This is a genomic window from Cellulomonas sp., assembly GCF_015234515.1.
GTDB lineage: Bacteria > Actinomycetota > Actinomycetes > Actinomycetales > Cellulomonadaceae > Cellulomonas.
In genome coordinates this window covers 69,735-93,340 of sequence record NZ_JADGMY010000014.1, presented here as the reverse complement: position 1 = coordinate 93,340, position 23,606 = coordinate 69,735, and the positions used below count along the sequence as shown (strand labels likewise).

Sequence of the window (23,606 nt, the reverse complement as noted above, 5' to 3'; positions counted from 1 at the left end):
GCCCTCACGCGGGCGTGCGTTCCGGCGGCACGAACCAGCTGACGGAGCGCGCGACGTCACCGGCACGCAGCCAGGTGTGCCGTTCCGAGCGCGGGTCGGTGTCGTGCTCGCGCCACGCCACCATGACGTGCGTGCGGGTCCAGCGGATCGCCCGCGCCGCGCGCCACTCCTCGCCGCCGTCCGACCAGACCAGCCGCACGACGACCGCGACGTCACCCTGCGGACGGGTCGGGATGCCGTCGGGGACCTCGCTGTTGGCGACGTCGCGGACCGGGGGTCGAGGTGGCAGCGGGTGGTCGGACATGGTGCCAGGGTAGTCGAACACCTGTTCGAAGGATCCGCCGCGGCTGCGGAATCACCCGCGCGGGGCGACCTGCACACCGCGACGTCGCCTCAGGCCACCTGGTTGATGCGCACCATGTTGCCGGCGGGGTCGCGGAACGCGCAGTCACGCGTGCCGTAGGGCTGGTCCATCGGCTCCTGGACCACCTCGGCGCCGCCGGCCTGCACCTGCTCGAACGCCGCGTCGACGTCGGTCGTCGCCAGGACCACGGACGCGTAGGAGCCCTTGGCCATGAGCTCGGCGATCGTGCGCCGCTCGTCGTCGGTGATGCCCGGGTCGGCGGCGGGAGGGTGCAGGACGATCGACGTCTGCGGCTGCGCGGGCGGGCCCACGGTGATCCAGCGCATGTCGCCGTAGCCGACGTCGTTGCGCACGTCGAAGCCGAGCACGTCGCGGTAGAACGCGAGCGACGCCTCGGGGTCGTCGGTGGGGAGGAACGTGTAGTGGATGAGGAGGTCCATGCCCGCCACGCTAGGAGGACGCGTCCGTCGCCCGCTTCTCGGATCCTGACCGATCACGGCGCGGCCGCATCACCTGCTTGGCCTCGCAGCTGGGGATGCCCGCGCCGTCGTCCGCGGCGGTGCGGCGGTACTCCGACGGCGGGATCCCGACCAGCTCGGAGAAGCGCGTGCTGAACGTCCCGAGCGACGAGCAGCCCACCGCGAAGCAGACCTCCGTCACCGACAGGTCCCCGCGTCGCAGCAGCGTCATGGCGCGCTCGATGCGACGCGTCATGAGGTAGGAGTACGGCGACTCCCCGAACGCGGCCCGGAACCGGCGGCTCAGGTGCCCGGCCGACATGTGCACGCCGCGCGCCAGCGCCTCGACGTCCAGCGGCTGCGCGTAGTCCCGGTCCATGCGGTCGCGGACCGTGCGCAGCAGGCGCAGCTCCTGCAGCCGCGCGTCACCGGCCGTCGTGCCGGTGGTCGTGCCGGTCGTCGTGCCGGTCGTCATCCCGACAGCCTGCCGCGTGGGACGCCGGATGCCCAGCACCCGGAGGGTGGCCGCCGTGGCGGACGCCGCACGGCGGCAGGGGCTGGTGCTGCTGGTGCTGGTGCTGCTGGTGCTGCCCACCGGGAGGCTCAGCCTCCGCGCCCGCCGGTGACGCAGGTCACGCGGCAGGGACCGCACGTCGGGGAACCTCCGCATCCCGTCGCGCGTTGCGCACGCGTCCCCTACTCGAGGCGGAGAACCGATGGACCCCGACAGTCCGGGGCACAGTCCCGTGCCCCACCCCCGCGACGCGACGACGCGACGGGAGGTGGGGCTCTGATGTGGGTCCTCACCCTCCTGCTCGGCGTGCTCGTCGTCCTGGCGATCACGGCCGCGACCGCGTACTTCGTGGCGCAGGAGTTCGGCTACATGTCGGTCGACCGCTCGCGGCTGGCGTCGCGCGCGGAGGCCGGTGACGAGGGGGCACGCAAGGCCCTCGACGTCACGCGCCGCACGTCGTTCATGCTGTCCGGCGCCCAGCTCGGCATCACCGTCACCGGCCTGCTGGTCGGGTACGTCGCCGAACCGCTGATCGGCGAGTCGATCGGCGAGGCCCTGGGCCTGGTCGACGTGCCCACGGGTGTCGGCATCGCGGTCGGCACCGTCCTGGCGCTGCTGTTCTCGACGCTGGTCCAGATGCTGTTCGGCGAGCTGTTCCCCAAGAACCTCGCGATCGCCCGCCCCGAGGCCACGGCGGTGCGCCTGGCGACGTCCACGGTCTGGTACCTGCGGGCGTTCGGCTGGCTCGTGCGGATCTTCGACGCCGCGTCCAACGCGCTGCTCAAGCTGCTCGGCATCGAGCCCGTGCACGACGTCGAGCACTCGGCGACGGCACGCGACCTCGAGCACCTCGTCGCGGGCTCCCCCGACCTGCCGCGCGAGCTGTCCGTCCTGCTCGACCGCATCCTGGACTTCCCCCAGCGGGACGTCGAGCACGCCATGGTGCCGCGCTCGCGCGTCGACGTCGTCGAGCCGGGAACGTCCGTCACCCGCCTGCGCGAGCTGATGTCCCACGGGCACTCGCGCTACCCGGTGCTGGACGACGAGAGCGTCACCGGCGTCGTGCACCTGCCCGACGTGCTGCGGTGCACGGACCCGGGGGCGACCGCCGCCGACCTGCAGCGCCCGGCCGCGCTCGTGCCGGAGTCCATGCCCCTGCCCGACGCCGTGCGTCTGCTGCTGGGGACGCAGAACCAGCTGGCCGTCGTCATCGACGAGTACGGCGGGTTCGCGGGCGCGCTGTCGCTGGAGGACGCGGCCGAGGAGCTCGTCGGGGAGATCCACGACGAGCACGACCCGCTGGACGCGGCCGACGCCACCCGCGAGGACGACGGCTCGTGGCTCGTCGCGGGCGACGTCCACGTCGACGAGGTCGAGCGCGCGCTCGACCGCGACCTGCCCCGCGGGGACTACGAGACGATCGCGGGCCTGACGATCGACGCGCACGGCGCGCTGCCGCCGCAGGGCACGGTCGTCGACGTCCCCCTGCCACCGGACCCCGCTCACCTCGGTGACCCCGACGCGCCTCCGCTCGAGGTCCTGCGCATCGAGGTCCTCGACGTCGAACGGCACGTGCCCGCACGGGTGCGGCTGCGCGTCCACGACGCGGACGACGGCACCGGCACCACCGGCGGGACCACCCCGTCGACCCACGACCAGGAGGCGGACCGATGAGCAACCCCTGGGTCGTCGTGGCGGTGACCGTCGCCCTCGTGGCGCTGTCCGCCTTCTTCGTGGCCGTCGAGTTCGCCATGCTGGCGGCGCGCCGCCACCGGTTCGAGGACGAGGCGGCCACGAGCCGCAGCGCGCGCGCCGCGCTGCGCAGCTCGCACGAGCTGACGGTCCTGCTGGCCGGTGCGCAGCTCGGCATCACCGCGTGCACGCTGGCACTGGGTGCCCTCACCAAGCCCGCCGTGCACCACTGGCTGACGCCCCTGTTCGCGTCGTGGGGTGTGCCCGCGGTCGCGGCGGACGTCGCCGGCTTCGTGCTCGCGCTCGTCATCGTCACGTTCCTGCACCTCGTCGTGGGCGAGATGGCACCGAAGTCGTGGGCGATCGCCCACCCGGAGACCTCGGCGCGGCTGCTCGCGCTGCCCATGCGCGGCTTCATGTGGGCCACGCGGCCCGTGCTGCGCGCGCTCAACGAGGCGGCGAACGGCCTGATCCGGCGCCTGGGCGTCGAGCCGGTCGACGAGATGTCCGCGACGACCGACCCGGCGTCGCTGCGGCACCTGGTCGAGCACTCGGCCAACGTGGGCGCGCTGGACGCCGCGTTCTCGGCGCAGCTCTCGCAGGCGCTCGAGCTGCAGCGCATGACGGTCGAGGACCTGGCGGCCCCCGGCGCGGTCCCCGTGACGGTGCCGACGTCCGCGACCGTCGCCGACGTGCAGCGGGCGTCACTGGACAGCGGGCACCTGCGCATCCTCGTCGGCGACGGCCGGGTCACCGGCATCGTGCACGTGCGCGACACCCTCACCAGCCCGCCCGACGCACCCGCCGCACCCTTCGTCCGCCCGGTGTACGAGCTGGCCGCAGGCACGCTGGTCGCGACCGCGTTCGCCGGGATGCGCGAGGGGCGCCACCACCTGGCCGTCGTGACCGGCGGCGAGCGCACGCTCGTCGTGACGCTGGCGGACGTCGTCGAGCGCCTGCTGCCGCAGGCCACGCGGACGGCCGCGGCATGACGGGACGGCGGCGACCGGGTGAAAACCCGGCCGCCGCCGCCGCTCCCGCGCCCCGGGCGGGTGACAGTGGTGACGTGCACACGGGTGACGACGTCGACGACAGCCCTGAGCGCGCGCCGGCGCTCGCGACCCACCCGTACTTCGACGACCCCGGCGGCGTCGTCGCGCTCGCCCACCGCGGCTTCGCGCTCGACGGGCGGGAGAACTCGCTGACGGCCTTCGGCGCCGCGGTCGACCTGGGCTTCCGGTACGTCGAGACGGACGCCCACGCGACGTCCGACGACGTCGCCGTCGCGCTGCACGACGAGACGCTGGACCGCACGACCGACGCGGAGGGGCTCGTCTCCGAGCTGCCGTGGTCGGTCGTCGGGCGCGCGCTCATCGGCGGCGTCGACCCCGTGCCGCGGCTGGAGGACGTGCTCGGCACGTGGCCCGGCCTGCGCGTGAACATCGACGTCAAGAGCGAGCACGCGATCGTGCCCGTGGCGCACGCGATCGAGCGCACCGCGTCGCACGACCGCGTGTGCGTCACCTCGTTCTCCGGGTCCCGCCGGCGCGAGACGCTCGCGCACCTCAGCCGGCCGGTGGCCACGTCGGCGGCGTCGGCGGAGGTCAGGCGGTTCCTCGTGTCGCACCGGGCCCGTGCGGGGCGCCTGGCGGCCCGCGCGCTGCGGGACGTCGACGCGCTGCAGGTGCCGGTCGCGCAGGGGCGCCTGCGCGTCGTCGACGCGGGCACGGTCGGCGCGGCGCACGCGGCCGGCCGTCACGTGCACGTGTGGACGGTGAACGACCCGGCCGAGATGCACCGCCTGCTCGACCTGGGTGTGGACGGCCTGGTCACCGACCGTGCGGACCTCCTGCGTGACGTCCTGCGCTCGCGCGGCCTCTGGCCCTGACCCCGCACGAGCGCGGCGCCGTGCAGACCCAGGCTGTGGACAGGGCCTGCGGTGTCGGCGCGGTTCGCTAGCGTGCGACGCGTGACGACGACGGGGCAGGCACGGGTGCACGGCTCCCCCGGCCTGCTGCGGGTCCACACGTCCGAGCGCACGGACGTCCTGGTGGACACGCTGGCCGCGCTGCTCGCCGACGTCCCACCGGGCACCGACCCGTTCGCGCGCGAGGTCGTCGCCGTGCCGACGCGCGGCGTCGAGCGGTGGGTCGCGCAGCGGCTCTCCCACCGCCTCGGTGCCGGACCGGACGGCGAGGCCGGGGTGTGCGCCCGCATCGACTTCGACCCGCCCACGCGGCTCGTGCGCGACGCGGTGGCCGCCGCCACCGGAACGGCGCGCGACGACGACCCGTGGGAGCCCGAGCGCCTGGTGTGGCACGTGCTGCGCGCGCTCGACGACGCGGTCGCGTCCGGGACGCCGTGGGCGGCGCCGCTCGCGCGGCACCTGCAGGACGACCCCGGGGCGCGCGACGCCGTGCGGGCCGGACGGCGGCTGCGTCTGGCGCAGCGGACCGCGGGGGCGTTCGCGGCGTACGCGACGCAGCGACCGTCGCTGGTGGTCGCCTGGGCCGCCGGCCGCCCGGAGGACGGCGCGGGTGCCCCTCTGCCCGCGGACGTGGCCTGGCAGGCGCCGCTGTGGCGCGCGGTACGGGCGGCGGTCGACGCGCCGAGCCCTGCCGAGCTGCTCGCCGACGCGTGCCGCGTGCTGCGCGACGACCCGGACCGGTGCGACCTGCCGCCGCGGCTCTCCGTGCTCGGCCCGACCCGGCTGCCGCAGGCGCACCTCGACGTGCTGACCGCGCTCGCGGTGCACCGCGACGTGCACCTGTGGCTGCCGCACCCGTCGCCCGTCCTGTGGCGGCGCGCGGCGGCGGTGGGCCCGCGGCCCTCGCTGCCGCCGGCGCCACGGCGTGCGGACGTGCCGGCGGTGGCCGGCCACCCGCTGCTCGCGTCGGCCGCGCGCGACGCGACCGAGCTCGGGGTGCGGCTGACCGCGACCGGTGCGCAGGTCACGCACCACCCGGCCCCGCCGCCGCCGTCGACGGTCCTGGGCGCGTTGCAGGCGGCACTGCGCGCGGACGAGCGGCCCACGACCCGCGCGGCCGCCGCCGCGGACGACCGCACCGTCCAGGTGCACGCGTGCCACGGGCGCGGCCGTCAGGTCGAGGTGCTGCGGGAGGCCGTCCTGGGGCTGCTCGCGGACGACCCCACGCTGCAGCCGCGCGACGTGGTGGTGCTGTGCCCGGACGTCGAGGCGTTCGCGCCGCTGGTCGTCGCGGCGTTCGGCGCCGCCGCGACGCCGGGCGAGGCGGACGACGCGGGCGCGTCGCGGGGTGCCGCACGCCCCGCCGTGCACCCCGGCCGCACGCTGCGCGTCCGCGTGGCCGACCGCGCGCCGGCACGGACCAACCCGCTGCTGCGCGTGCTGTCCGCGCTGCTGTCGCTCGCCAGTTCCCGCGTCACGGCGTCGGGCGTCGTGGACCTCGCCGGGCTGCCCGCGGTGCGTCGGCGCTTCGGGTTCGACGACGCGGACACCGAGCGGCTGCGCGCGTGGGCGCTGGAGTCGGGCGTGCGCTGGGGCGAGGACCAGGACCGTCGCGCGCGGTACGGCCTGGGCGCGGTCGCCCAGGGGACGTGGCGCACGGCGACCGACCGCCTGCTGCTGGGTGTCGCGATGGCCGAGGAGGACCACCGGTTCGTCGGGTCGGCGCTGCCGCTGGACGACGTCGACAGCACGGACGTGGACCTCGCGGGCCGGTTCGCCGAGCTGGTCGACCGGCTGACCGCGCTGCTCGACGAGCTCGAGGGCGTCCGCCCGGCCGCGGCGTGGTTCGACACGCTGGAGCGCGCGCTCGTCCTGCTCGCGGCCGCCGACCCGACGGACGCGTGGCAGGAGGTCGAGGCGCGCCGGGTCCTCACCGACGCGCGCTCGTCCGCCGCGGGCGCCGACGTGCCCCTGCGTCTGCCGGACGTCGTCGCGCTGCTCGAACCGCGCCTGGCGGGCCGCCCGACGCGCGCCGGCTTCCGCACCGGCGCCCTGACGGTCTGCTCGCTGGAGCCCATGCGCGCGGTGCCCCACCGCGTCGTGTGCCTGCTCGGCATGGACGACGGCGCGTTCCCCCGCACGGGCGCACCCGACGGTGACGACGTGCTCGCGCGCGAGCCGCTCGTCGGTGAGCGCGACCGCCGCACGGAGGACCGCCAGCTGTTCCTCGACGCGGTCATGGCCGCGGGCGACCACCTCGTGGTCGTGCACAGCGGCGCCGACGAGCGCACCGGCGCGCCGCGTCCCCCGGCCGTGCCCGTGGGTGAGCTGCTGGACGCGGTCGACGAGGCCGTCGCGCTACCGGCCGGCCGCACGGCGCGCGAGGTGCTCGTCGTGCACCACCCGCTGCAGACGGTCGACGAGCGCAACTTCGTCCCCGGGGCCCTGGGGCGGCCCGGGCCGTTCAGCTTCGACGACGTGGACCGCCGCGCGGCGGCCGTGGCGCGCGAGCCCCGCCACCCGCGACCGCCGCTGCTCACGACGCCGCTGCCCCCGCTCGAGGAGCCGGTGGTCGACCTCGACGACCTCGTCTCCACGCTCGAGCACCCCGTCAAGGCGTTCGTGCGACGCCGGCTGGGCGTGCTGGTGCCGGGCGAGACCGAGGAGCTCGACGACCGGCTGCCGTTGACGCTGGCACCGCTCGACGGGTGGGCCACGGGCGACCGGCTGCTCGCGGCGGTGCTCGACGGCGTCGACCTGACCAGGGCCGCGGCGGCCGAGCGCCGCCGCGGCAAGGTGCCCCCCGGCAACCTCGGGGGTGCGGCGCTGGCCGACGTCGCGACGCGCGTCGCGGCGGTCGCGGACGCCGCCGTCCCGGTGCTGGCGGTCCCGGCGACGACCGTCGACGTGACGATCGCGCTGCCGGGCGGGCGCACGCTGGCCGGCACCGTGCCCGGCGTCCACGGGGACGTGCTGGTCCGCGCGGTGTACGCGCGGCTCGGTGCCAAGCACCGGCTGCGCGCGTGGGTCCGGCTGCTGGCGCTGGCCGCGAGCCCGGGGGCGCCTGCGGTGCGGGGTGCGGCGACCGTCGGGCGGGGCCCGGGATCGCGCGCCACGGCCGCGACGTCGTGGCTCTCACCCCCGGCCGTCGAGGACGCCCGGCGCCTGCTGGCGGACCTCGTCGCCGTGCGTGACCGCGCGATGTGCGCGCCGCTCCCCCTGCCCGTGGCCGCCGCGGGCACCTACGCCCAGCGCCGCCACGGGCACGACGACCCGGCCGGTGCGCTGGCCGACGCGGAGCACGCGCTGCGGGACCGCTTCGAGCACACCGACGAGTACCACGTGCTCGCGTGGGGCGACGGGTTCACGCTCACGGGCGTGGCGGGCGACCCCGGGCCGGCGGACCGTGCGGCGTGGCCCGAGGAGCCCACGCTGTTCGGTGCGCTCGCGCGCACGGTGTGGGACACGCTCCTGACGCACGAGGGACGGGGGCCGGCGTGAGCCCGACGACCGGCCCGCACGTGTTCGACGTCTGCGGCCCGCTGCCCACGGGGACCACGGTCCTCGAGGCGAGCGCGGGCACCGGCAAGACCTTCACGATCGCGGCGCTCGCCGCCCGGTACGTCGCCGAGGGTCACGCGCGCCTGCCCGAGCTGCTGCTGGTGACGTTCGGCCGCATGGCGACGAGCGAGCTGCGTGACCGCGTGCGTGCGCGGCTCGTCGACACCGAGCGCGCGTTGCGCGACCCCGGGGCCCGCACGAGCGACGACGTGCTCGTGCGGCACCTCGCGGACGTCGACGACGCCGAGCTGGTCCGTCGGCGCGACCGGCTGACCGTCGCGCTGTCCGAGGTGGACGCGGCCACGATCACGACGACCCACGGCTTCTGCCAGCAGATGCTGCGGGCGCTCGGCACGACCACGGGCGGGGGCGTCGTCGAGCCCGGCGCCACGCTCCTGCCCGACGTCGCGGACCTCGAGACGGAGGTCGTCGACGACCTCTACCTCGCCGCGTACGCGGGGGCCGAGCGGCCCGTCCTGACGGTGGCCGAGGCGCGGGAGGTGGCGCGCGCCGCCGTGAGCGACCACGCGGCACTGCTCGCGCCGGACGACGCACCCGCGGGCACGCCCCCGGACCACCGGTTCCGCCTGGCACGGGCCGCGCGACGCGAGATCGTCCGGCGGCGGCGCGCCGCGCACGTGGTCGACTACGACGACCTGCTGACGCTGCTGCACGCGGCCCTCACGGACCCGACGACCGGTGCGGCCGCGACGGAGCGCGTGCGCGCGCCGTACCGGGTCGTCATGGTCGACGAGTTCCAGGACACCGACCAGGTGCAGTGGCAGATCCTGCGGGCCGCCTTCCACGGGCACCGCACGCTCGTGCTCATCGGCGACCCCAAGCAGGCGATCTACGCGTTCCGGGGCGCGGACGTCCACACCTACCTCGAGGCCCGCGACGTCGCGACGACGTCGACCCTGGGCCGCAGCTGGCGCGCCGACCCGCCGGTGCTCGACGGGCTGTCGCACCTGGTGGGCGGCGCGGCGCTCGGCGACCCGCGGATCGTCGTGCACCCGGTCGAGGCCGCACGCACCGGTCGCCGGCTCGAGGGCGGCCCGCCCGTGGTCGTGCGGCGCGTCACGCGCCGGGCGGTGAACGCCGGCAGCGCGGCCCCCCGGGTCGACGTGGTGCGTTCGCTCGTGCACCGCGACGTGGCCGCCCAGGTCGTCCGGACCCTGCACGGCAGCAGGCTGCGCGACGGGGACGCGTGGCGTCCCGTGCTGCCCGGTGACGTCGCCGTGCTCGCGCGACGCAACGCCGACGCGCTGGCCGTGCGCGAGGCGCTGGTGGCGGCCGGCGTGCCGGCGGTGGTGTCCGGGCTGTCGAGCGTCTTCGCGACGTCCGCGGCGCGCGACTGGCTGCTGCTGCTGAGCGCGCTGGCGTCGACCGGTGACCCCGCGCGCGTCGCCGCGGCCGCGCTGACGCCCTTCGTCGGTTGGGACGCCGCGCGCCTGGCCGGTGCGAGCGACGTCGAGCGCGAGGACCTGGCGGACCTGCTGCGCGGCTGGTCGCACGTCATGGCGGCTCAGGGCGTGGCCGCCCTGCTGCAGGCGAGCGCCGCGGCGGGGCTGCACGAGCGTCTCGCGGCACGCGTCGACGGCGAGCGCGCGCTCACCGACGTGCGGCACGTGGGCGAGGTGCTGCACGCCGCCGCGCGGGACGCGGGCCTGGGCGCGGCGGCGCTGACCGAGTGGCTGCGCGCGCGCATCGACGAGGCCGCCGGCGACTACGCGGAGGAGCGCAGCCGGCGCCTGGAGACCGACGCGGCCGCCGTGCAGGTCGTCACCGTGCACGCCGCCAAGGGCCTGGAGTTCCCGGTGGTGATGGTCCCGTTCGCGTGGGACCGGTTCGTCCCCCGCATGCCGAACGTGCTGCGGTACCACGACGCCGACGGCACCCGCCGCCTGCACGTCGGCGGACCGGCCAGCCCCGGCTACGACGACGCGCGGGCCCGCCACCAGGCGGAGGAGGCGGGTGAGGACCTGCGGCTGGCGTACGTCGCGCTGACCCGGGCGAGCAGCCAGGTCGTCGTGTGGTGGGCGCCCAGCACGGTGTCGGCGTCGGGCGCGGTGGGCCGCCTCGCGCTCGGGGCCCGCGACGCGCAGGGGCTGCCGCCGGCCACGGTGCCGGTGCCCCGCGACGACCAGGCGGCGGCGGGCTTCGACGCCCTGGCCGCCCGCTCGGGCGGGACGGTCGTGCACGAGACGGTGGACGCGCCGCCGCCCGTCGTGCGGTGGGAGCCGGCGCGCGGTGACGCCGTGCCGCTCGAGGTCGCGCACCTGCGGCGGGGCGTCGACACGACGTGGCGGCGCACGTCGTACTCGGGGATCACGGCCGCCGCGCACGACGCGGGGCCCGCCGGGCCGTCGGCACCGGACCGTGTCGGTGTCGCCGACGAGCCGGAGGAGCCGGGGATCCAGGACGAGGCCGACGGGCCCGTCCCCGTGCGTCCGCCCCACGCCGGGTACAGCGACGAGCCCGACCCCGAGGTCCTCGCGCGCACCATGCCGGACCCGGTCCTGGTGGCGACGCTGCGCGCCGTGCGGTCGCCCCTCAGCGACCTGCCGGGTGGCACGGCGTTCGGCACCCTCGTGCACCACGTGCTCGAGCGTGTGGACACGTCCGCGGACGACCTCGTGGGCGAGCTGCGCGCCCGCTGCGCCGAGGCGGCCGGGCACGGCGGCGGGCTCGGCCTCGACCCCGAAGTCCTGGCCGAGGCCCTGCTGCCCTCGCTGCGCACGCCGGGCGGGCCGCTGCTGGGAGGGCGCACGCTCGCGCAGATCCCGCCGCACGACCGGCTGGCGGAGCTCGACCTGGAGCTGCCGCTCGCGGGGGGTGACCTGGACGGGTCCGGGCGGCACCCGGCGACCCTGCGCGACGTCGCGGACCTGCTGCGTGCGCACCTGGCGCCCGACGACCCGTTCGCGGCGTACGCCGGCCGGCTCGACGCGCTGCACGCCGACCCGGCGACGCGGCCCGGTGCCCTGCGCGGCTACCTCACGGGCAGCATCGACGCGGTGCTGCGTGCCGACGTCGACGGCGACACCCGCTACGTCGTCGTCGACTACAAGACCAACCGGCTGGGCCCGCCCGACGAGCCGCTGACCGCGTGGCACTACCGTCCCGAGGCGATGCGCGTGGCGATGCTCGACGCGCACTACCCGCTGCAGCTGCTGCTGTACACGGTCGCGCTGCACCGGTTCCTGCGCTGGCGGCTGCCCGGGTACGACGCGCAGCGGCACCTGGGCGGCGGCGCGTACCTGTTCGTGCGCGGCATGTGCGGTCCGGCGACGCCCGTGGTCGACGGCTCGCCGTGCGGGGTGGTGTCGTGGCGTCCGCCCGCCTCGCTGGTCGTGGCGCTCTCCGCCCTCCTCGACGGCAGGAGGGCGGCATCGTGAGCGCAGCGCAGCCCCCGACGGGCACGGCCCCGCACCGACTGCCCGGGGCGGACGTCGACCCCGGTGACCCCCGCCGACCGTGGCGGGCGGGAGCCCTCCTCGCGACGTTCGCCGCGGCCGGCGTCCTGACGTCCGCCGACGTGCGCGTCGCCGAGCGCCTGGGCGTGCTCACGGGTGAGGTCGACCCGACGGTGCACCTGGCCGCCGCGCTCGCCGTGCGCGCGGTGCGGTCGGGGTCGGTGTGCGTCGACCTGGCCGACGCCCCGACGCTCGCCGCCGAGGGCTCGCCCGAGGACTCGGACGCGCCGGCACCCGACGTCGAGCTCCCGTGGCCCGAGCTCGACCCGTGGACGGCGGCCGTCCGCGCCAGCCCGCTCGTCGCCGACGGCGTCGACGGGCCCCCCGATCGTCCCGTCCGGTGGGTCGACGGGCGCGTGTACCTCGACCGGTACTGGCGGGACGAGCAGGTGGTCCGCCGCGACGTCGACGCGCGGCTCGCCTCGCTGCTCGACGTCGACGACGACGCGCTGCGCGCCGCGGTGCACGCCCGGTTCGACCGCCCGCAGGACGCGCGGCAGCGGCTCGCCGCGGCAGCTGCCGCGCTGTCACGCCTGACCGTGCTGACCGGGGGCCCCGGCACCGGCAAGACGACGACCGTCGCGCGTCTCGTGGCGGTGCTGCGGGACGTCGCCGGGCCCGACCTGCGGGTGGCGCTCGCCGCGCCGACGGGCAAGGCCGCCGCGCGGTTGCAGGAGGCGGTCAACGCGGAGCTCGCGCGGATGGCAGCCGGGTCGGGCACCGGGTCGGCGGAACCGCTCACCGCCTCGACGATCCACCGCCTCCTCGGGTGGCGCCCGTCGAGCACGCGGTTCGCGCACGACCGCACGCACCGCCTCCCCCACGACGTGGTCGTCCTGGACGAGGCGTCGATGGTGTCGCTCCCGCTGCTCGCGCGCGTGCTCGACGCGCTGCGGCCGGACGCGCGGCTCGTCCTCGTGGGCGACCCGGACCAGCTCGCGTCGGTCGAGGTCGGCGCAGTGCTGGGCGACCTCGTGGCGCGTCCGGTGCCCGCAGGACCGCTGCCCGTCCGGTTGGTGGAGGTGCTGCCGGACGACGTCCCGGGGGTGACCCCGCGAGGGGCGGCGGGCCCGCTGGTGCCCGGCGACGGCGGCGGCCCGGACGGGGTTCTGCCGGACACGCTCGACGACACCCGCGACGTGGCGGCGCTGCACGGTGGCGTGGTGCGTCTGGTCGTGCCGCACCGCTTCGGTCACGAGCTCGGTGCCCTCGCCGACGCGGTCCGACGCGGTGACGCCGACGCGGCGCTGGACCTGCTGCGCGCGGGCGGGGCGCACGCGAGGCTGGTCGAGCCGGCCGGCGACGTGCCGCAGGACGACGAGGTCCCCGGTCTGCGACTCGACATCGAGGCGACGGGTGCACGCGTCGCCGCGTCGGCGCGTGCCGGTGACGCCGCCGGGGCGCTCGAGGCGCTGGGGACGCACCGCCTGCTGCTGGCGCACCGGCGCGGACCGGCGGGCGTCGCGCGGTGGGCGTCGCTCGCGCAGCGCTGGGTCGAGCAGACCTCCGGCGAGCTGCACCCGGGTCCCTGGCCGGTCGGCCGCCCGCTGCTCGTCACGACGAACGACCGGACCACGGGCCTGTCGAACGGCGACACCGGCGTGGTCGTGGCGGACGGCGAGGGCGGGGTGGTCGCGGCGTTCGGCGAGCCGCGCGCGCCGCGGCTCGTGCGCCCGCACCGGCTGCCCGCGGTCGAGACGGTGCACGCGATGACCGTGCACCGCGCGCAGGGCAGCCAGTTCGCGCTGGTCACCGTGGTGCTGCCGCCCGCGTCGTCCCCGCTGCTGACCCGCGAGCTGCTCTACACGGCGATCACGCGGGCGCGCGAGCACGTCCGCGTCGTCGGCTCGGCCGCCGCCGTCCGGGCCGCCGTCGAGCGCCCGGTCCGCCGCGCGAGCGGCCTACGCTTCCCCCGCTGACCCCCGCTGACCCCCGAACCGCCCCTCCCTCCGGCCTGACGAGAAGGACCTCCCTCTTCAGGGCGTGAGAGCTCAATCCAGCGCACTCCCCGAGAAGCGGTACCCCCGACTTGGCGTGACTGGATTGCCCTCTCACGAAAGCGACCGACCCCCTCCCTCGCGAGAGTGCAATCCAGTCCACCTCCACGAGCGCCACGACCGTCCCCGGCAGTGACTGGATTGCACTCTCGCGGGAATGACTGAGTGACTGGATTGCACTCTCGCGCCCTGGGTGGGGTGGTCAGCAGCAGCGTTCGTGGGCCATGGACTCGCGGGCGTCGTCGCGGGCGCGCCACCACTGGGCCCGGGTCAGGGGTGCGTGGGCCGGGTGCGAGCGGGCGTGCGCGGCGGCGTACCGGTCGTACGCGGCCTCCCCCGTCAGCTCCCGCACGTACCACCGCACCCCCCGCCCCACCCCCCACACTCGCGAGAGTGCGATCCAGCGCACCCCCCACACGCGTGACAGTGCAATCCAGCGCACCCCCCGCACGCGCGAGAGCGCGATCCGGTCGCGTCCTGCGTCGTCCGCCGTCGCGCTCATGTCAGTGCTTCCCGCCCGCGAGCAGGCGCGGGTCCCCGACGACCGCGTACTCGGCCTCGACCTTGCGCTCCAGTGCCGAGGCCCCCAGCCCGGACGGTGCGTAGAAGTGCGAGGGCGCGGGCGGGTCCTCGCTCGTCCCGACGTCCTGGCCCTGGGCCGCTCCCGCCCGCAGCGCGTTCACGACCGCCATCAGCGCGGTCACCATGAGCAGCGCCACCAGCACGACGAACGCGATGGACAGCGTCCCCTGGATCGCGGTGTTGCGGACGGTCGCGTTCGCGTCGGCGAGGGCCTTCCCGTCGAGCCCGCCGGCAGCGATCGTGTCCTTCGTCGCCTGGTGCAGCGCCCAGTACCCGACGGCCAGGTCGCTGGAGAAGATCTTCTGGTACGACGCGGTGAAGGTGGTCGCGGTGTCGAACGCGAGGGGCAGCAGCGGGATCCACGCCCACCGCACGTAGCCCTTCTTGACGACCATCACGGTGACGATGGTCAGGGCGCACGCGGCGATGAGCTGGTTCGCGATGCCGAACAGCGGGAACAGCGTGCGGATGCCGCCGTTCGGGTCGGTCACGCCCATGAGCAGCAGCGAGCCCCAGGCGGCCACGACGACGCCCGTCGTGAGCCACGACCCGAGCCGCCAGCTGGGATCCCGGAACCGCGGTATCGCGTTGCCGATGGCGTCACCGAGCTGGAAGCGGGCCACGCGCGTGACGGCGTCGACGGCGGACAGGATGAACAGCGCCTCGAACATGATCGCGAAGTGGTACCAGAACGACATCATCGCCTTGCCACCCACGACGTTGTGCATGACGTTGGCGATGCCGACCGCCAGCGTCGGCGCACCGCCCGTGCGGGAGACGACCGACGGCTCACCGACGTCGCTCGCGACCGCCTCGAGCGCGGCGGCGCCGGTGAGGGTGACGTCCTCGCCGTCGACGACCGTGTCCCACGCGATCTCCGGCTGGTTGCCCGCGGGGTCCGAGACGCGCAGGTTCGCGACGGCCGCAGCCGCGTTGTCCTCGGGTGACGCGTCGGGTGAGAACTGCTCGCCGGCGGTCGCCTCGATCGCTGCGGGCGACATGTTCATCGAGAAGTACACGCCCTGGTTGAGCGACACCGCGGCGGCCAGCGCCATGACCGCGACGAACGACTCCATGAGCATGCCGCCGTAACCGATCATCCGGACCTGCGACTCCTTCTGGATCATCTTGGGAGTCGTGCCCGACGACACCATGGCGTGCATGCCGGACAGGGCGCCGCACGCGATGGTGATGAACAGGAACGGGAACAGCGCACCGGCGAAGACGGGACCCTGCGTGTTGAACGCGAACTCCGTGAAGTCCGGCATCTGCGCGACCGGCCGCACCACGACGATGCCGACGGCGAGCACGACGATCGTGCCGACCTTCATGAACGTCGACAGGTAGTCGCGCGGCGTCAGCAGCAGCCACACGGGCAGCACGGCGGCGAGGAACCCGTAGATCACCATCCACACGACGAGCGTCGTCGGCGACAGCAGGAAGAACTCCCCCCAGGACGACTCCGCGACCCAGCGCCCGCCGACGATGGCCGCGATCAGCGCGAGGAACCCGATGACCGACACCTCCGTGACCCGCCCGGGCCGCACGAACCGCAGGTACAGGCCCATGAGCAGCGCGATCGGGATGGTGCAGCCGACGGAGAACACGCCCCACGGGGACTCGGCGAGCGCGTTGACGCAGACCAGAGCGAGCACCGCCAGCACGATCATCAGCATGACGAACACGACGACGATGGCGACGGTGCCCCCGAACCGCCCGATCTCGTCGCGGGCCATCTGCCCCAGGGACCGCCCACCACGGCGCATCGAGTAGAAGAGCACGAGCATGTCCTGCACGCCGCCCGCCACGACCACGCCGAGGATGATCCACAGCGTCCCGGGCAGGTAGCCCATCTGCGCGGCGAGGACCGGCCCGACGAGCGGCCCGGCCCCGGCGATGGCCGCGAAGTGGTGCCCGTAGAGCACACGCCGGTCGGTCGGGTCGAAGTCCCGGCCGTTGTTGACGCGCTCGGCCGGGGTCGCGCGGGTGTCGTCGGGACGCATGATGCGCCGCTGGATGTACAGCGCGTAGAAGCGGTACGCGATCGCGTACGTCGCCACCGCGGTGACGACGAACCAGATGGTGTTGACCCGCTCCCCGCGGACGATCGCCAGCATCGTCCAGCCCAGGGCCCCGACCAGCGAGATCACGACCCACAGTGCGACCTTGGCTGGCGTCCACCGCGACTTCGCGACGACGCCCACGGGCACCCCGCGGTCGTCGCGCAGGATCTCCGCCTGCTCCTCGGGCGTGTACTCGGGCAGCTGCGCGTCGCGCGTGGTGGTCATGTCAGCTCCGTCGATGCCGCGGGGCGACCCGCGCCGGTCCCCCCGACGGCCCCGTCCCTCGATCATGGCCCGACGGCGGTCACTCGGCGCGTGACGGGCCCCCGGCGTGTCGTGACGACGTGCTGTGGGGCGCCGTCCGTGCCGACCGACTTTGTAGACGCCATGTAGACTTGCGGAATGGCCGAGACGACGACGGTTCGCGTCCGCACCTCCACACGGGACGAGCTCAACGCCCTCAGCACCGAGCGCGGCGAGCCTGTGGAGGCGGTCATCCGCGACGGCATCGCGCTCCTGCGCCGCGAGCAGTGGCGGCGTCAGGCCGAGATCGACGCCCGCGCCACCGCTGCCGATCCCGAGGACCGCGCCGAGGTCGCATCCGTCCTGCGTGACCTCGCCGGCTGATGCGCGGTGACGTCCACCGCCTGAGAGCGCACGACGCTCGCGGGCACGAGCAGCGCGGGCCGCGGTTCGCCGTCGTGGTGCTCGCCTCCCGGTTCGACCACCTCAGCACCTGGTTGGTGGTGCCGACGTCCACTCGCGCGCGCCCGTTCGTCTTCCGGCCCGCCATCGAGATCCCGGGGCACGGCCAGACCCTCGCCCTGTGCGACGCGCTCACAGCCGTCGACCCGCAGGCGCGTCTCGGCGAGCTCGTCGGCTACCTGCAGCTGGACGCGATGCAACGCATCGACTACGCACTCAGCGGCCTGCTCGACCTGCCGGACCACCAGCGCTAGCTGCACGGACCACAACCGCGCGAGTACTCCCCGGCCACGCGTGCCAAGATGCGGTCGATTCCCCGACCATCGACCCAAGGACTCCTCGCCGTGCCTCTCGTCTCCCCCGGACGCCCCGGCACCGTCCCGCCGGCCAGGCCGAGCGCCGCCCTCCTCCTCGCCCCCGACGACGACGTGGCGGTGGCCGTCGGCGACGTCGTAGCGGGGACGTCCGTGGCGGTCGGCGGCACGGTCGTCACGGCCACGGACGACGTGCCGCGCGGCCACAAGCTCGCGGTCCGCGCCCTGCCCGGCGGCACCCAGGTGCGCAAGTACGGCCAGGTCATCGGTCGCACCACCACTGACGTCGCGGCCGGCGCCCACGTGCACACCCACAACCTCGGCATGGACGGTGTCACGCACGACTACGAGTTCGGCACCGCGCGCACGAGCCTGCCGCCCGCGACCGTGACACGCACGTTCGCGGGGTTCCGTCGCGCGGACGGCCGCGTCGGCACCCGCAGCTACGTCGGCATCGTGACGTCCGTGAACTGCTCGGCGTCGACGGCCCGCATGATCGCCGACCAGTTCCGCGGTCCGGTGATGGACGCCTGGCCCCACGTCGACGGCGCCGTCGCCCTCACGCACGACTCCGGGTGCGGGCTGGTGCCGGAGTCCGAGGGCGGGCAGGTGCTGCGCCGGACGCTGCGCGGGTACGCCACCCACCCCAACGTGCAGGGCCTGCTGGTGCTCGGCCTGGGCTGCGAGATGCTCACGGTGCAGGGGATGCTCACCGACCTGCCGGCATCCCCGGACACGCTCGTGGAGCACCTCACCATCCAGGAGTCCGGCGGCATCCGGGCGACGGTCCGCGCGGGCGTCGAGGTGGTGCGCGCGATGCTCGACGACCTCGAGACGCGCCGCCGCGTGACCGTGCCGGCCTCGGAGCTGGTCCTCGGGCTCAACTGCGGCGGCTCCGACGGCTACTCGGGCATCACGGCCAACCCCGCGCTCGGCCGCGCGTCGGACCTGCTGGTGGCCCAGGGCGGCACCAGCGTGCTGGCCGAGACCCCGGAGGTCTTCGGTGCCGAGCACCTGCTGACGCGGCGCGCCGTGAGCGAGGACGTCGGCCGGCGCCTGCTGGACCGCATCGACTGGTGGCAGGACTACGTGCAGCGCGGCGGCGGCACGCTCGACAACAACCCGTCACCGGGCAACAAGGCGGGCGGCCTGACGACGATCCTCGAGAAGTCGCTCGGAGCGGTCGCCAAGGGCGGTACGGCGGAGCTGACGGCGGTGTACGAGTACGCCGAGCCGGTGGTCGACCGGGGCTTCACGTTCATGGACACCCCGGGCTACGACCCGGTCTCCGTCACCGGCATCGTGGCCGGCGGTGCGACCGTCGTGGTCTTCACGACGGGCCGCGGGTCGGTGCTCGGCTCGAAGCCCGCGCCCTGCATCAAGGTGGCCACGAGCACCGAGATGTTCGAGCGCATGCGCGAGGACATGGACCTCGACGCGGGGCGCGTCGTCACCGGCGAGGCCACGCTCGACCAGGTGGGGGACGAGATCCTGGACCTGGTCCTGGACGTCGCCTCGGGGCGTGCCACGGTCAGCGAGGAGCTGGACCTGGGGCGCGACGAGTTCGTCCCCTGGCAGCTCGGGGCGGTCACCTGACGCCAGGCGAGGCCGCCGGTCCTGCCCCGCACGCTTCCGGGCGGCTTGCCCGTGGCCCGGGTGAACGCCCGGCCGAACGCCGCCGCCGACTCGTCGCAGCATCGCGCCCTCACCGGCCGGCGTCGCGACGGCCCACGGATGATCCCGCGGTCTCCCGCGCGACGGAATTCTCAACTACGGTGTCCGGGTTGAGAACGTCAGGCGGCACGCTGAGGAGGTGCGCGGATGATCGGCCAGCGGGTGACCCGGCAGCGCGTGGCGATCGCGGAGCTCCTCGAGAGCGTGGACGAGTTCCGCAGCGCCCAGCAGATTCACCAGATGCTGCAGCAGCGCGGCCAGGAGATCGGCCTGGCGACGGTCTACCGCACGCTCAACGCGATGGTCGAGCAGGGCCAGCTCGAGGTCCTGCTGCAGCCCACCGGGGAGCACACGTACCTGCGCTGCGAGCCGCGCGGCGAGCACCACCACCACCTGGTGTGCCGCACGTGCGGTCGCACCGTCGACGTCGCGGCCCCCGAGCTCGAGCAGCTCGTGGAGGCACTGGCCGCCCAGCACGACTTCAGGGACGTCGAGCACTCGATCGACTTCCTCGGCACCTGCCAGGACTGCGCCCGCGCCTGAGGAGGCACCATGACCGACCCCGCGACGCACGCGGACGCGGTCGTGGCGCTCGTCCGCCGGTGGCTGGCGGTGGCGGCCGAGCAGCCTGTCGACCCCGCGGCCCGGAACCTCGCCGGCCTGCTCCGCGAGCCGGACGGCCTGGCGTTCGCGGTGGGGTTCGTCGACGGGGTCGTCCGCCCCGAGGACGACGCCGTCGCCGCCCGGCGGCTGCGCGAGCTCGCCGCCCACCCCCCGCGGTTCCTCCCGGTGCCGCTGCGCGCCGCCCTGCGCGCGGGCGGCACGCTTGCTCCCGCCCTGCCGGGCGTCGTCGTGCCCGTGGCCCGTCGCGTGCTGCGGCACATGGTCGGTCACCTCGTCGTCGACGCGACGGACCGCCGGCTGGGCGCCGCGATCGGCCGCCTGCGCCGTGACGGCACGCGCCTCAACGTCAACCTGCTGGGCGAGGCCGTGCTCGGCCGCCGGGAGGCGGCGCGCCGGCTGGCCGGCACCCGCCGGCTGCTGGCCCGCGACGACGTGGACTACGTGTCGGTCAAGGTGTCGGCGGTCGTCGCGCCGCACGCGCCGTGGGCGTTCGAGGAGTCGGCGGCGGACGTCGTCGAGCGCCTGGTGCCGCTGTTCGAGCAGGCTGCGGCGTCCCCGACGCCGAAGTTCGTCAACCTCGACATGGAGGAGTACAAGGACCTCGACCTGACCGTCGAGGTGTTCACGCGCCTGCTGGACCGGCCGTCGCTCACCGGCCTGGAGGCAGGCATCGTGCTGCAGGCGTACCTGCCCGACGCGCTGCCCGCGATGCAGCGGCTCCAGGAGTGGGCGGCACGCCGACGGGCGGCGGGCGGTGCCGGCATCAAGGTGCGGCTCGTCAAGGGCGCGAACCTGCCGATGGAGCGCGTGGAGGCCGAGCTGCACGGCTGGCCCCTGGCGACGTGGGGCAGCAAGCGGCAGACCGACGCGCACTACAAGCGCGTGCTCGACTGGGCGCTGCGTCCCGAGCACGTCGCGAACGTCCGCCTCGGTGTGGCCGGGCACAACCTCTTCGACGTCGCGCACGCCTGGCTGCTGGCGGGCGAGCGCGGCGTGCAGGACGGCGTCGAGATCGAGATGCTCCTCGGCATGGCACCCGGGCAGGCGGAGGCCGTGCGGCGCGACGTGGGCAGCCTGCTGCTCTACACCCCGGTGGTCGCGCCGCAGGAGTTCGACGTCGCGATCGCCTACCTGGTGCGCCGGCTCGAGGAGGGCGCGTCGGACGACAACTTCATGTCCGCCGTGTTCGACCTCGCCGACGACGACGCGCTGTTCGCCCGCGAGCGCGACCGGTTCCTCGCGTCGCTCGCGGACGTCGGCACGCCCGTGCCCGGGCGGCACCGCGTGCCCGACCGGCACGCCGCCGTGCCGCCGTCGGCGCCGGGCGCGTTCACGAACACCCCCGACACCGACCCGTCCGTCCCGGAGAACCGGGCGTGGGTGCGCGAGCTCCTGGCGCGCGTGCCGGCATCGCGCCTGGGCGCGGGCATCGAGGACGCGCGCGTGCACGACGCCGCCACCCTCGACGCCGTCGTCCGCGACGCGCAGCGGGCCGGCCGGGCCTGGGGTGCGCGGCCGGCGGCCGACCGCGCCGCGATCCTCGACCGGGCCGCCGCCGCGCTCGAGGCCCACCGGGGTGACCTCCTGGAGGTCATGGCGTCCGAGGCCGGCAAGACGGTCGACCAGGGCGACCCCGAGGTCTCCGAGGCCGTCGACTTCGCCCACTGGTACGCCGAGCTCGCCCGCGGCCTGGACCGCGTCGACGGTGCGACGTTCGTGCCGGACGCGCTCACGCTCGTCACTCCCCCGTGGAACTTCCCCGTCGCGATCCCCGCGGGTTCGACGCTCGCCGCCCTGGCCGCCGGGTCGGCCGTCGTCCTGAAGCCGGCCGCCCCGGCGGAGCGGTGCGGCGCGGTGCTCGCCGACGCGCTGTGGGAGGCGGGCGTGCCGCGCGACGTGCTGCGGCTCGTGCAGGTCGACGAGGACGCGCTCGGCCGCGAGCTGGTCGCCCACCCGTGCGTGGACCGCGTCATCCTCACCGGTGCGTACGAGACGGCCGAGCTGTTCCGCTCGTTCCGACCGGACCTGCCGCTGCTGGCCGAGACGAGCGGCAAGAACGCGATCGTCGTGACACCGAGCGCCGACCTGGACCTCGCGGTGCGGGACGTGGTCGCCTCCGCTTTCGGGCACGCGGGGCAGAAGTGCTCGGCGGCGTCGCTCGTGGTGCTGGTGGGGGCGGTCGGGACCTCGCGGCGGTTCCGGTCCCAGCTGCTCGACGCCGTGTCGTCGCTGGTCGTCGGGGAGGCGGATGACGCCCGCACGCAGATGGGGCCGCTCATCGCGCCCGCGACCGGCAAGCTGCTCACCGGTCTGACCGAGCTGGAACCGGGGCAGGCGTGGGCGCTCGCGCCGCGGCGGCTCGACGACGCCGGCCGGCTGTGGACCCCCGGCGTGGTGACGGGGGTCCGGCGCGGGTCCCGCACGCACCGCACCGAATACTTCGGTCCCGTGCTGGGCGTCATGACGGCCGCGACGCTGGACGACGCGATCGACCTGGTGAACGACGTGGACTACGGCCTGACGTCCGGCCTGCACAGCCTCGACGCCGACGAGATCGGCACGTGGCTGGACCGGGTGCAGGCCGGGAACCTCTACGTGAACCGCGGCACGACCGGTGCGATCGTGCGCCGGCAGCCGTTCGGCGGGTGGCGGCGGTCGGCCGTCGGCCCCGGTGCCAAGGCGGGTGGCCCGAGCTACCTCCTGTCGCTCGGCTCGTGGGAGTCGGCGCCGGCGACCGTCGGCGCCGACGTGGTCGCCCTCGCCGTGGCCGCGCTCGTCACCGCAGCACGCGGCGAGCTGCCCGCCGCGGACGCCGACCGCGTCGAGCGGGCGACCCGCAGCGACGCGGCCGCGGTGCGGGACGTGTTCGCGGCGCACGACGTCAGCGCGTTGGCCTGCGAGCGCGACGTGCTGCGACACGTGCCCGTGGTGGCGCCCGTGCTGGTCCGCCAGGACGCCGGCGCTCCCGTCGCGGACCTCGTGCGCGTGGTCGCCGCCGCGGCGTGCGCGACGGCACCCGTCGTCGTCTCGGTGCCGGCGCAGCTGCCCGAGCGGATCGCTGCCGCCGTCGAGGCCGTCGGGCCGGTGCACGTGGAGGACGCCGACGCCTGGGCCGCCCGGGGGCGGGCGCTCGACGGCGGGCGCGTTCGCCTCGTCGGGGCCGCGGCCGGCCCGGCGGTGACGGCCGGACGGCCCGACGTCGCCGTGTGGGACCACCCCGTCACCGAGGCAGGCCGCGTGGAGCTGCTGCCCTTCCTGCGGGAGCAGGCGGTCAGCGTCACGGCCCACCGCTTCGGCACGCCGCATCCCCTGACGGACGACGTGCTGCCCCTGTCGCCGGACGTCGCCGAGCGGCGGCTGCACCCGGTCACGCCCTGAGGACGCGTCAGGCGTCGTCGCCCTTGGCCACGAGGTACACGCGGCCGGACGCGTCGCGCACGCGCTCGAAGCCGTCGTGCAGCGCCCCCTCGCGCTGCCGCTCGGCCTCGGTGGTGTCGCGTCCGGTGCGGCGCGGGTCGCTGACCTGCGCCGGGCCCACCAGATAGCGCGCGAGCCAGGCGGTCGCGTCCAGCCGTTCGCGGGGCTGCTTCGTCACGTCCGCTCCTTCGATGCTCCGACCACTGCCACGGTACCTCGCCCTCCTGGTCCTGTGGCG

Annotated in this window: 18 protein-coding genes; 12 read left to right on the top strand and 6 right to left on the bottom strand. The window is 75.6% G+C overall.

Annotation, left to right across the window (positions count from 1 at the left end; all coding sequences use genetic code 11):
• Positions 1-4: 4 nt before the first annotated feature.
• The 3 genes from IR158_RS05150 to IR158_RS05140 all read right to left on the bottom strand — a co-directional run bounded on the left by IR158_RS05150 (position 5) and on the right by IR158_RS05140 (position 1,297).
• Complete coding sequence (locus IR158_RS05150; RefSeq protein WP_291810389.1) at positions 5-304, bottom strand: hypothetical protein; 300 nt, start codon at positions 302-304, stop codon at positions 5-7.
• An 89-nt stretch (positions 305-393) separates the two neighbouring features.
• The gene (locus IR158_RS05145; protein ID WP_291810387.1) at positions 394-804 is read right to left on the bottom strand and encodes a VOC family protein; all 411 of its coding nucleotides are present in this window, start codon (positions 802-804) and stop codon (positions 394-396) included.
• Positions 805-814: 10 nt separating this feature from the next.
• A complete protein-coding gene (locus IR158_RS05140) occupies positions 815-1,297 on the bottom strand; it encodes a helix-turn-helix transcriptional regulator (protein WP_291810386.1) in 483 nt (160 codons plus the stop codon).
• A gap of 28 nt (positions 1,298-1,325) precedes the next feature.
• Between IR158_RS05140 and IR158_RS05135 the strand changes: the two genes are divergently transcribed.
• The 7 genes from IR158_RS05135 (at position 1,326) to IR158_RS05105 (ending at position 13,911) form a co-directional block, all read left to right on the top strand.
• Positions 1,326-1,448, top strand: coding sequence for a hypothetical protein (locus IR158_RS05135; RefSeq protein WP_291810384.1), 123 nt, complete (start codon positions 1,326-1,328; stop codon positions 1,446-1,448).
• A 167-nt stretch (positions 1,449-1,615) separates the two neighbouring features.
• Complete coding sequence (locus tag IR158_RS05130) at positions 1,616-3,010, top strand: hemolysin family protein (protein ID WP_291810382.1); 1,395 nt, start codon at positions 1,616-1,618, stop codon at positions 3,008-3,010.
• Positions 3,007-4,020: a CNNM domain-containing protein gene (locus tag IR158_RS05125; protein WP_291810380.1), complete on the top strand. Its 1,014-nt coding sequence runs from the start codon at positions 3,007-3,009 to the stop codon at positions 4,018-4,020. Before IR158_RS05130 ends, IR158_RS05125 begins: the two co-directional genes overlap by 4 nt.
• A gap of 74 nt (positions 4,021-4,094) precedes the next feature.
• A complete protein-coding gene (locus IR158_RS05120; RefSeq protein ID WP_291810377.1) occupies positions 4,095-4,916 on the top strand; it encodes a glycerophosphodiester phosphodiesterase family protein in 822 nt (273 codons plus the stop codon).
• 81 nt (positions 4,917-4,997) lie between these two features.
• Positions 4,998-8,456, top strand: a complete 3,459-nt coding sequence (gene recC / locus IR158_RS05115; RefSeq protein ID WP_291810375.1) for an exodeoxyribonuclease V subunit gamma — start codon at positions 4,998-5,000, stop codon at positions 8,454-8,456.
• Positions 8,453-11,914 carry a UvrD-helicase domain-containing protein gene (locus IR158_RS05110; RefSeq protein ID WP_291810373.1) on the top strand — a complete coding sequence of 1,154 codons (3,462 nt, stop codon included), beginning with the start codon at positions 8,453-8,455 and terminating at the stop codon, positions 11,912-11,914. The genes recC and IR158_RS05110 overlap by 4 nt, the downstream gene beginning before the upstream one ends.
• The gene (locus tag IR158_RS05105; protein ID WP_291810370.1) at positions 11,911-13,911 is read left to right on the top strand and encodes an AAA family ATPase; all 2,001 of its coding nucleotides are present in this window, start codon (positions 11,911-11,913) and stop codon (positions 13,909-13,911) included. The genes IR158_RS05110 and IR158_RS05105 overlap by 4 nt, the downstream gene beginning before the upstream one ends.
• 280 nt (positions 13,912-14,191) lie before the next feature.
• Here IR158_RS05105 and IR158_RS05100 read toward each other — a convergent pair whose 3' ends face one another.
• Both IR158_RS05100 and IR158_RS05095 read right to left on the bottom strand, forming a co-directional pair.
• Complete coding sequence (locus tag IR158_RS05100; protein WP_291810368.1) at positions 14,192-14,491, bottom strand: YbdD/YjiX family protein; 300 nt, start codon at positions 14,489-14,491, stop codon at positions 14,192-14,194.
• A gap of 1 nt (position 14,492) precedes the next feature.
• Positions 14,493-16,859: a carbon starvation CstA family protein gene (locus IR158_RS05095; RefSeq protein ID WP_291810365.1), complete on the bottom strand. Its 2,367-nt coding sequence runs from the start codon at positions 16,857-16,859 to the stop codon at positions 14,493-14,495.
• Positions 16,860-17,036: 177 nt separating this feature from the next.
• On the opposite strand from IR158_RS05095, the gene IR158_RS05090 reads away from it, so the two are divergent.
• The 5 genes from IR158_RS05090 (at position 17,037) to IR158_RS05070 (ending at position 23,329) form a co-directional block, all read left to right on the top strand.
• Positions 17,037-17,261 (top strand): hypothetical protein, encoded by a 225-nt coding sequence (locus IR158_RS05090; protein ID WP_291810362.1) that lies wholly within the window; start codon positions 17,037-17,039, stop codon positions 17,259-17,261.
• On the top strand, positions 17,261-17,593 hold the full coding sequence (locus IR158_RS05085; RefSeq protein WP_291810360.1) for a type II toxin-antitoxin system PemK/MazF family toxin: 333 nt from the start codon (positions 17,261-17,263) through the stop codon (positions 17,591-17,593). The genes IR158_RS05090 and IR158_RS05085 overlap by 1 nt, the downstream gene beginning before the upstream one ends.
• 90 nt (positions 17,594-17,683) lie before the next feature.
• Positions 17,684-19,249 (top strand): UxaA family hydrolase, encoded by a 1,566-nt coding sequence (locus IR158_RS05080; RefSeq protein ID WP_291810357.1) that lies wholly within the window; start codon positions 17,684-17,686, stop codon positions 19,247-19,249.
• 225 nt (positions 19,250-19,474) lie between these two features.
• Complete coding sequence (locus IR158_RS05075) at positions 19,475-19,870, top strand: Fur family transcriptional regulator (protein WP_291810355.1); 396 nt, start codon at positions 19,475-19,477, stop codon at positions 19,868-19,870.
• Positions 19,871-19,879: 9 nt separating this feature from the next.
• Positions 19,880-23,329, top strand: coding sequence for a bifunctional proline dehydrogenase/L-glutamate gamma-semialdehyde dehydrogenase (locus tag IR158_RS05070; protein WP_291810351.1), 3,450 nt, complete (start codon positions 19,880-19,882; stop codon positions 23,327-23,329).
• Between the two features lie 7 nt (positions 23,330-23,336).
• On the opposite strand, the gene IR158_RS05065 is transcribed toward IR158_RS05070, so the two are convergent.
• The gene (locus IR158_RS05065; RefSeq protein WP_291810348.1) at positions 23,337-23,546 is read right to left on the bottom strand and encodes a hypothetical protein; all 210 of its coding nucleotides are present in this window, start codon (positions 23,544-23,546) and stop codon (positions 23,337-23,339) included.
• Between the last annotated feature and the right edge of the window lie 60 nt (positions 23,547-23,606).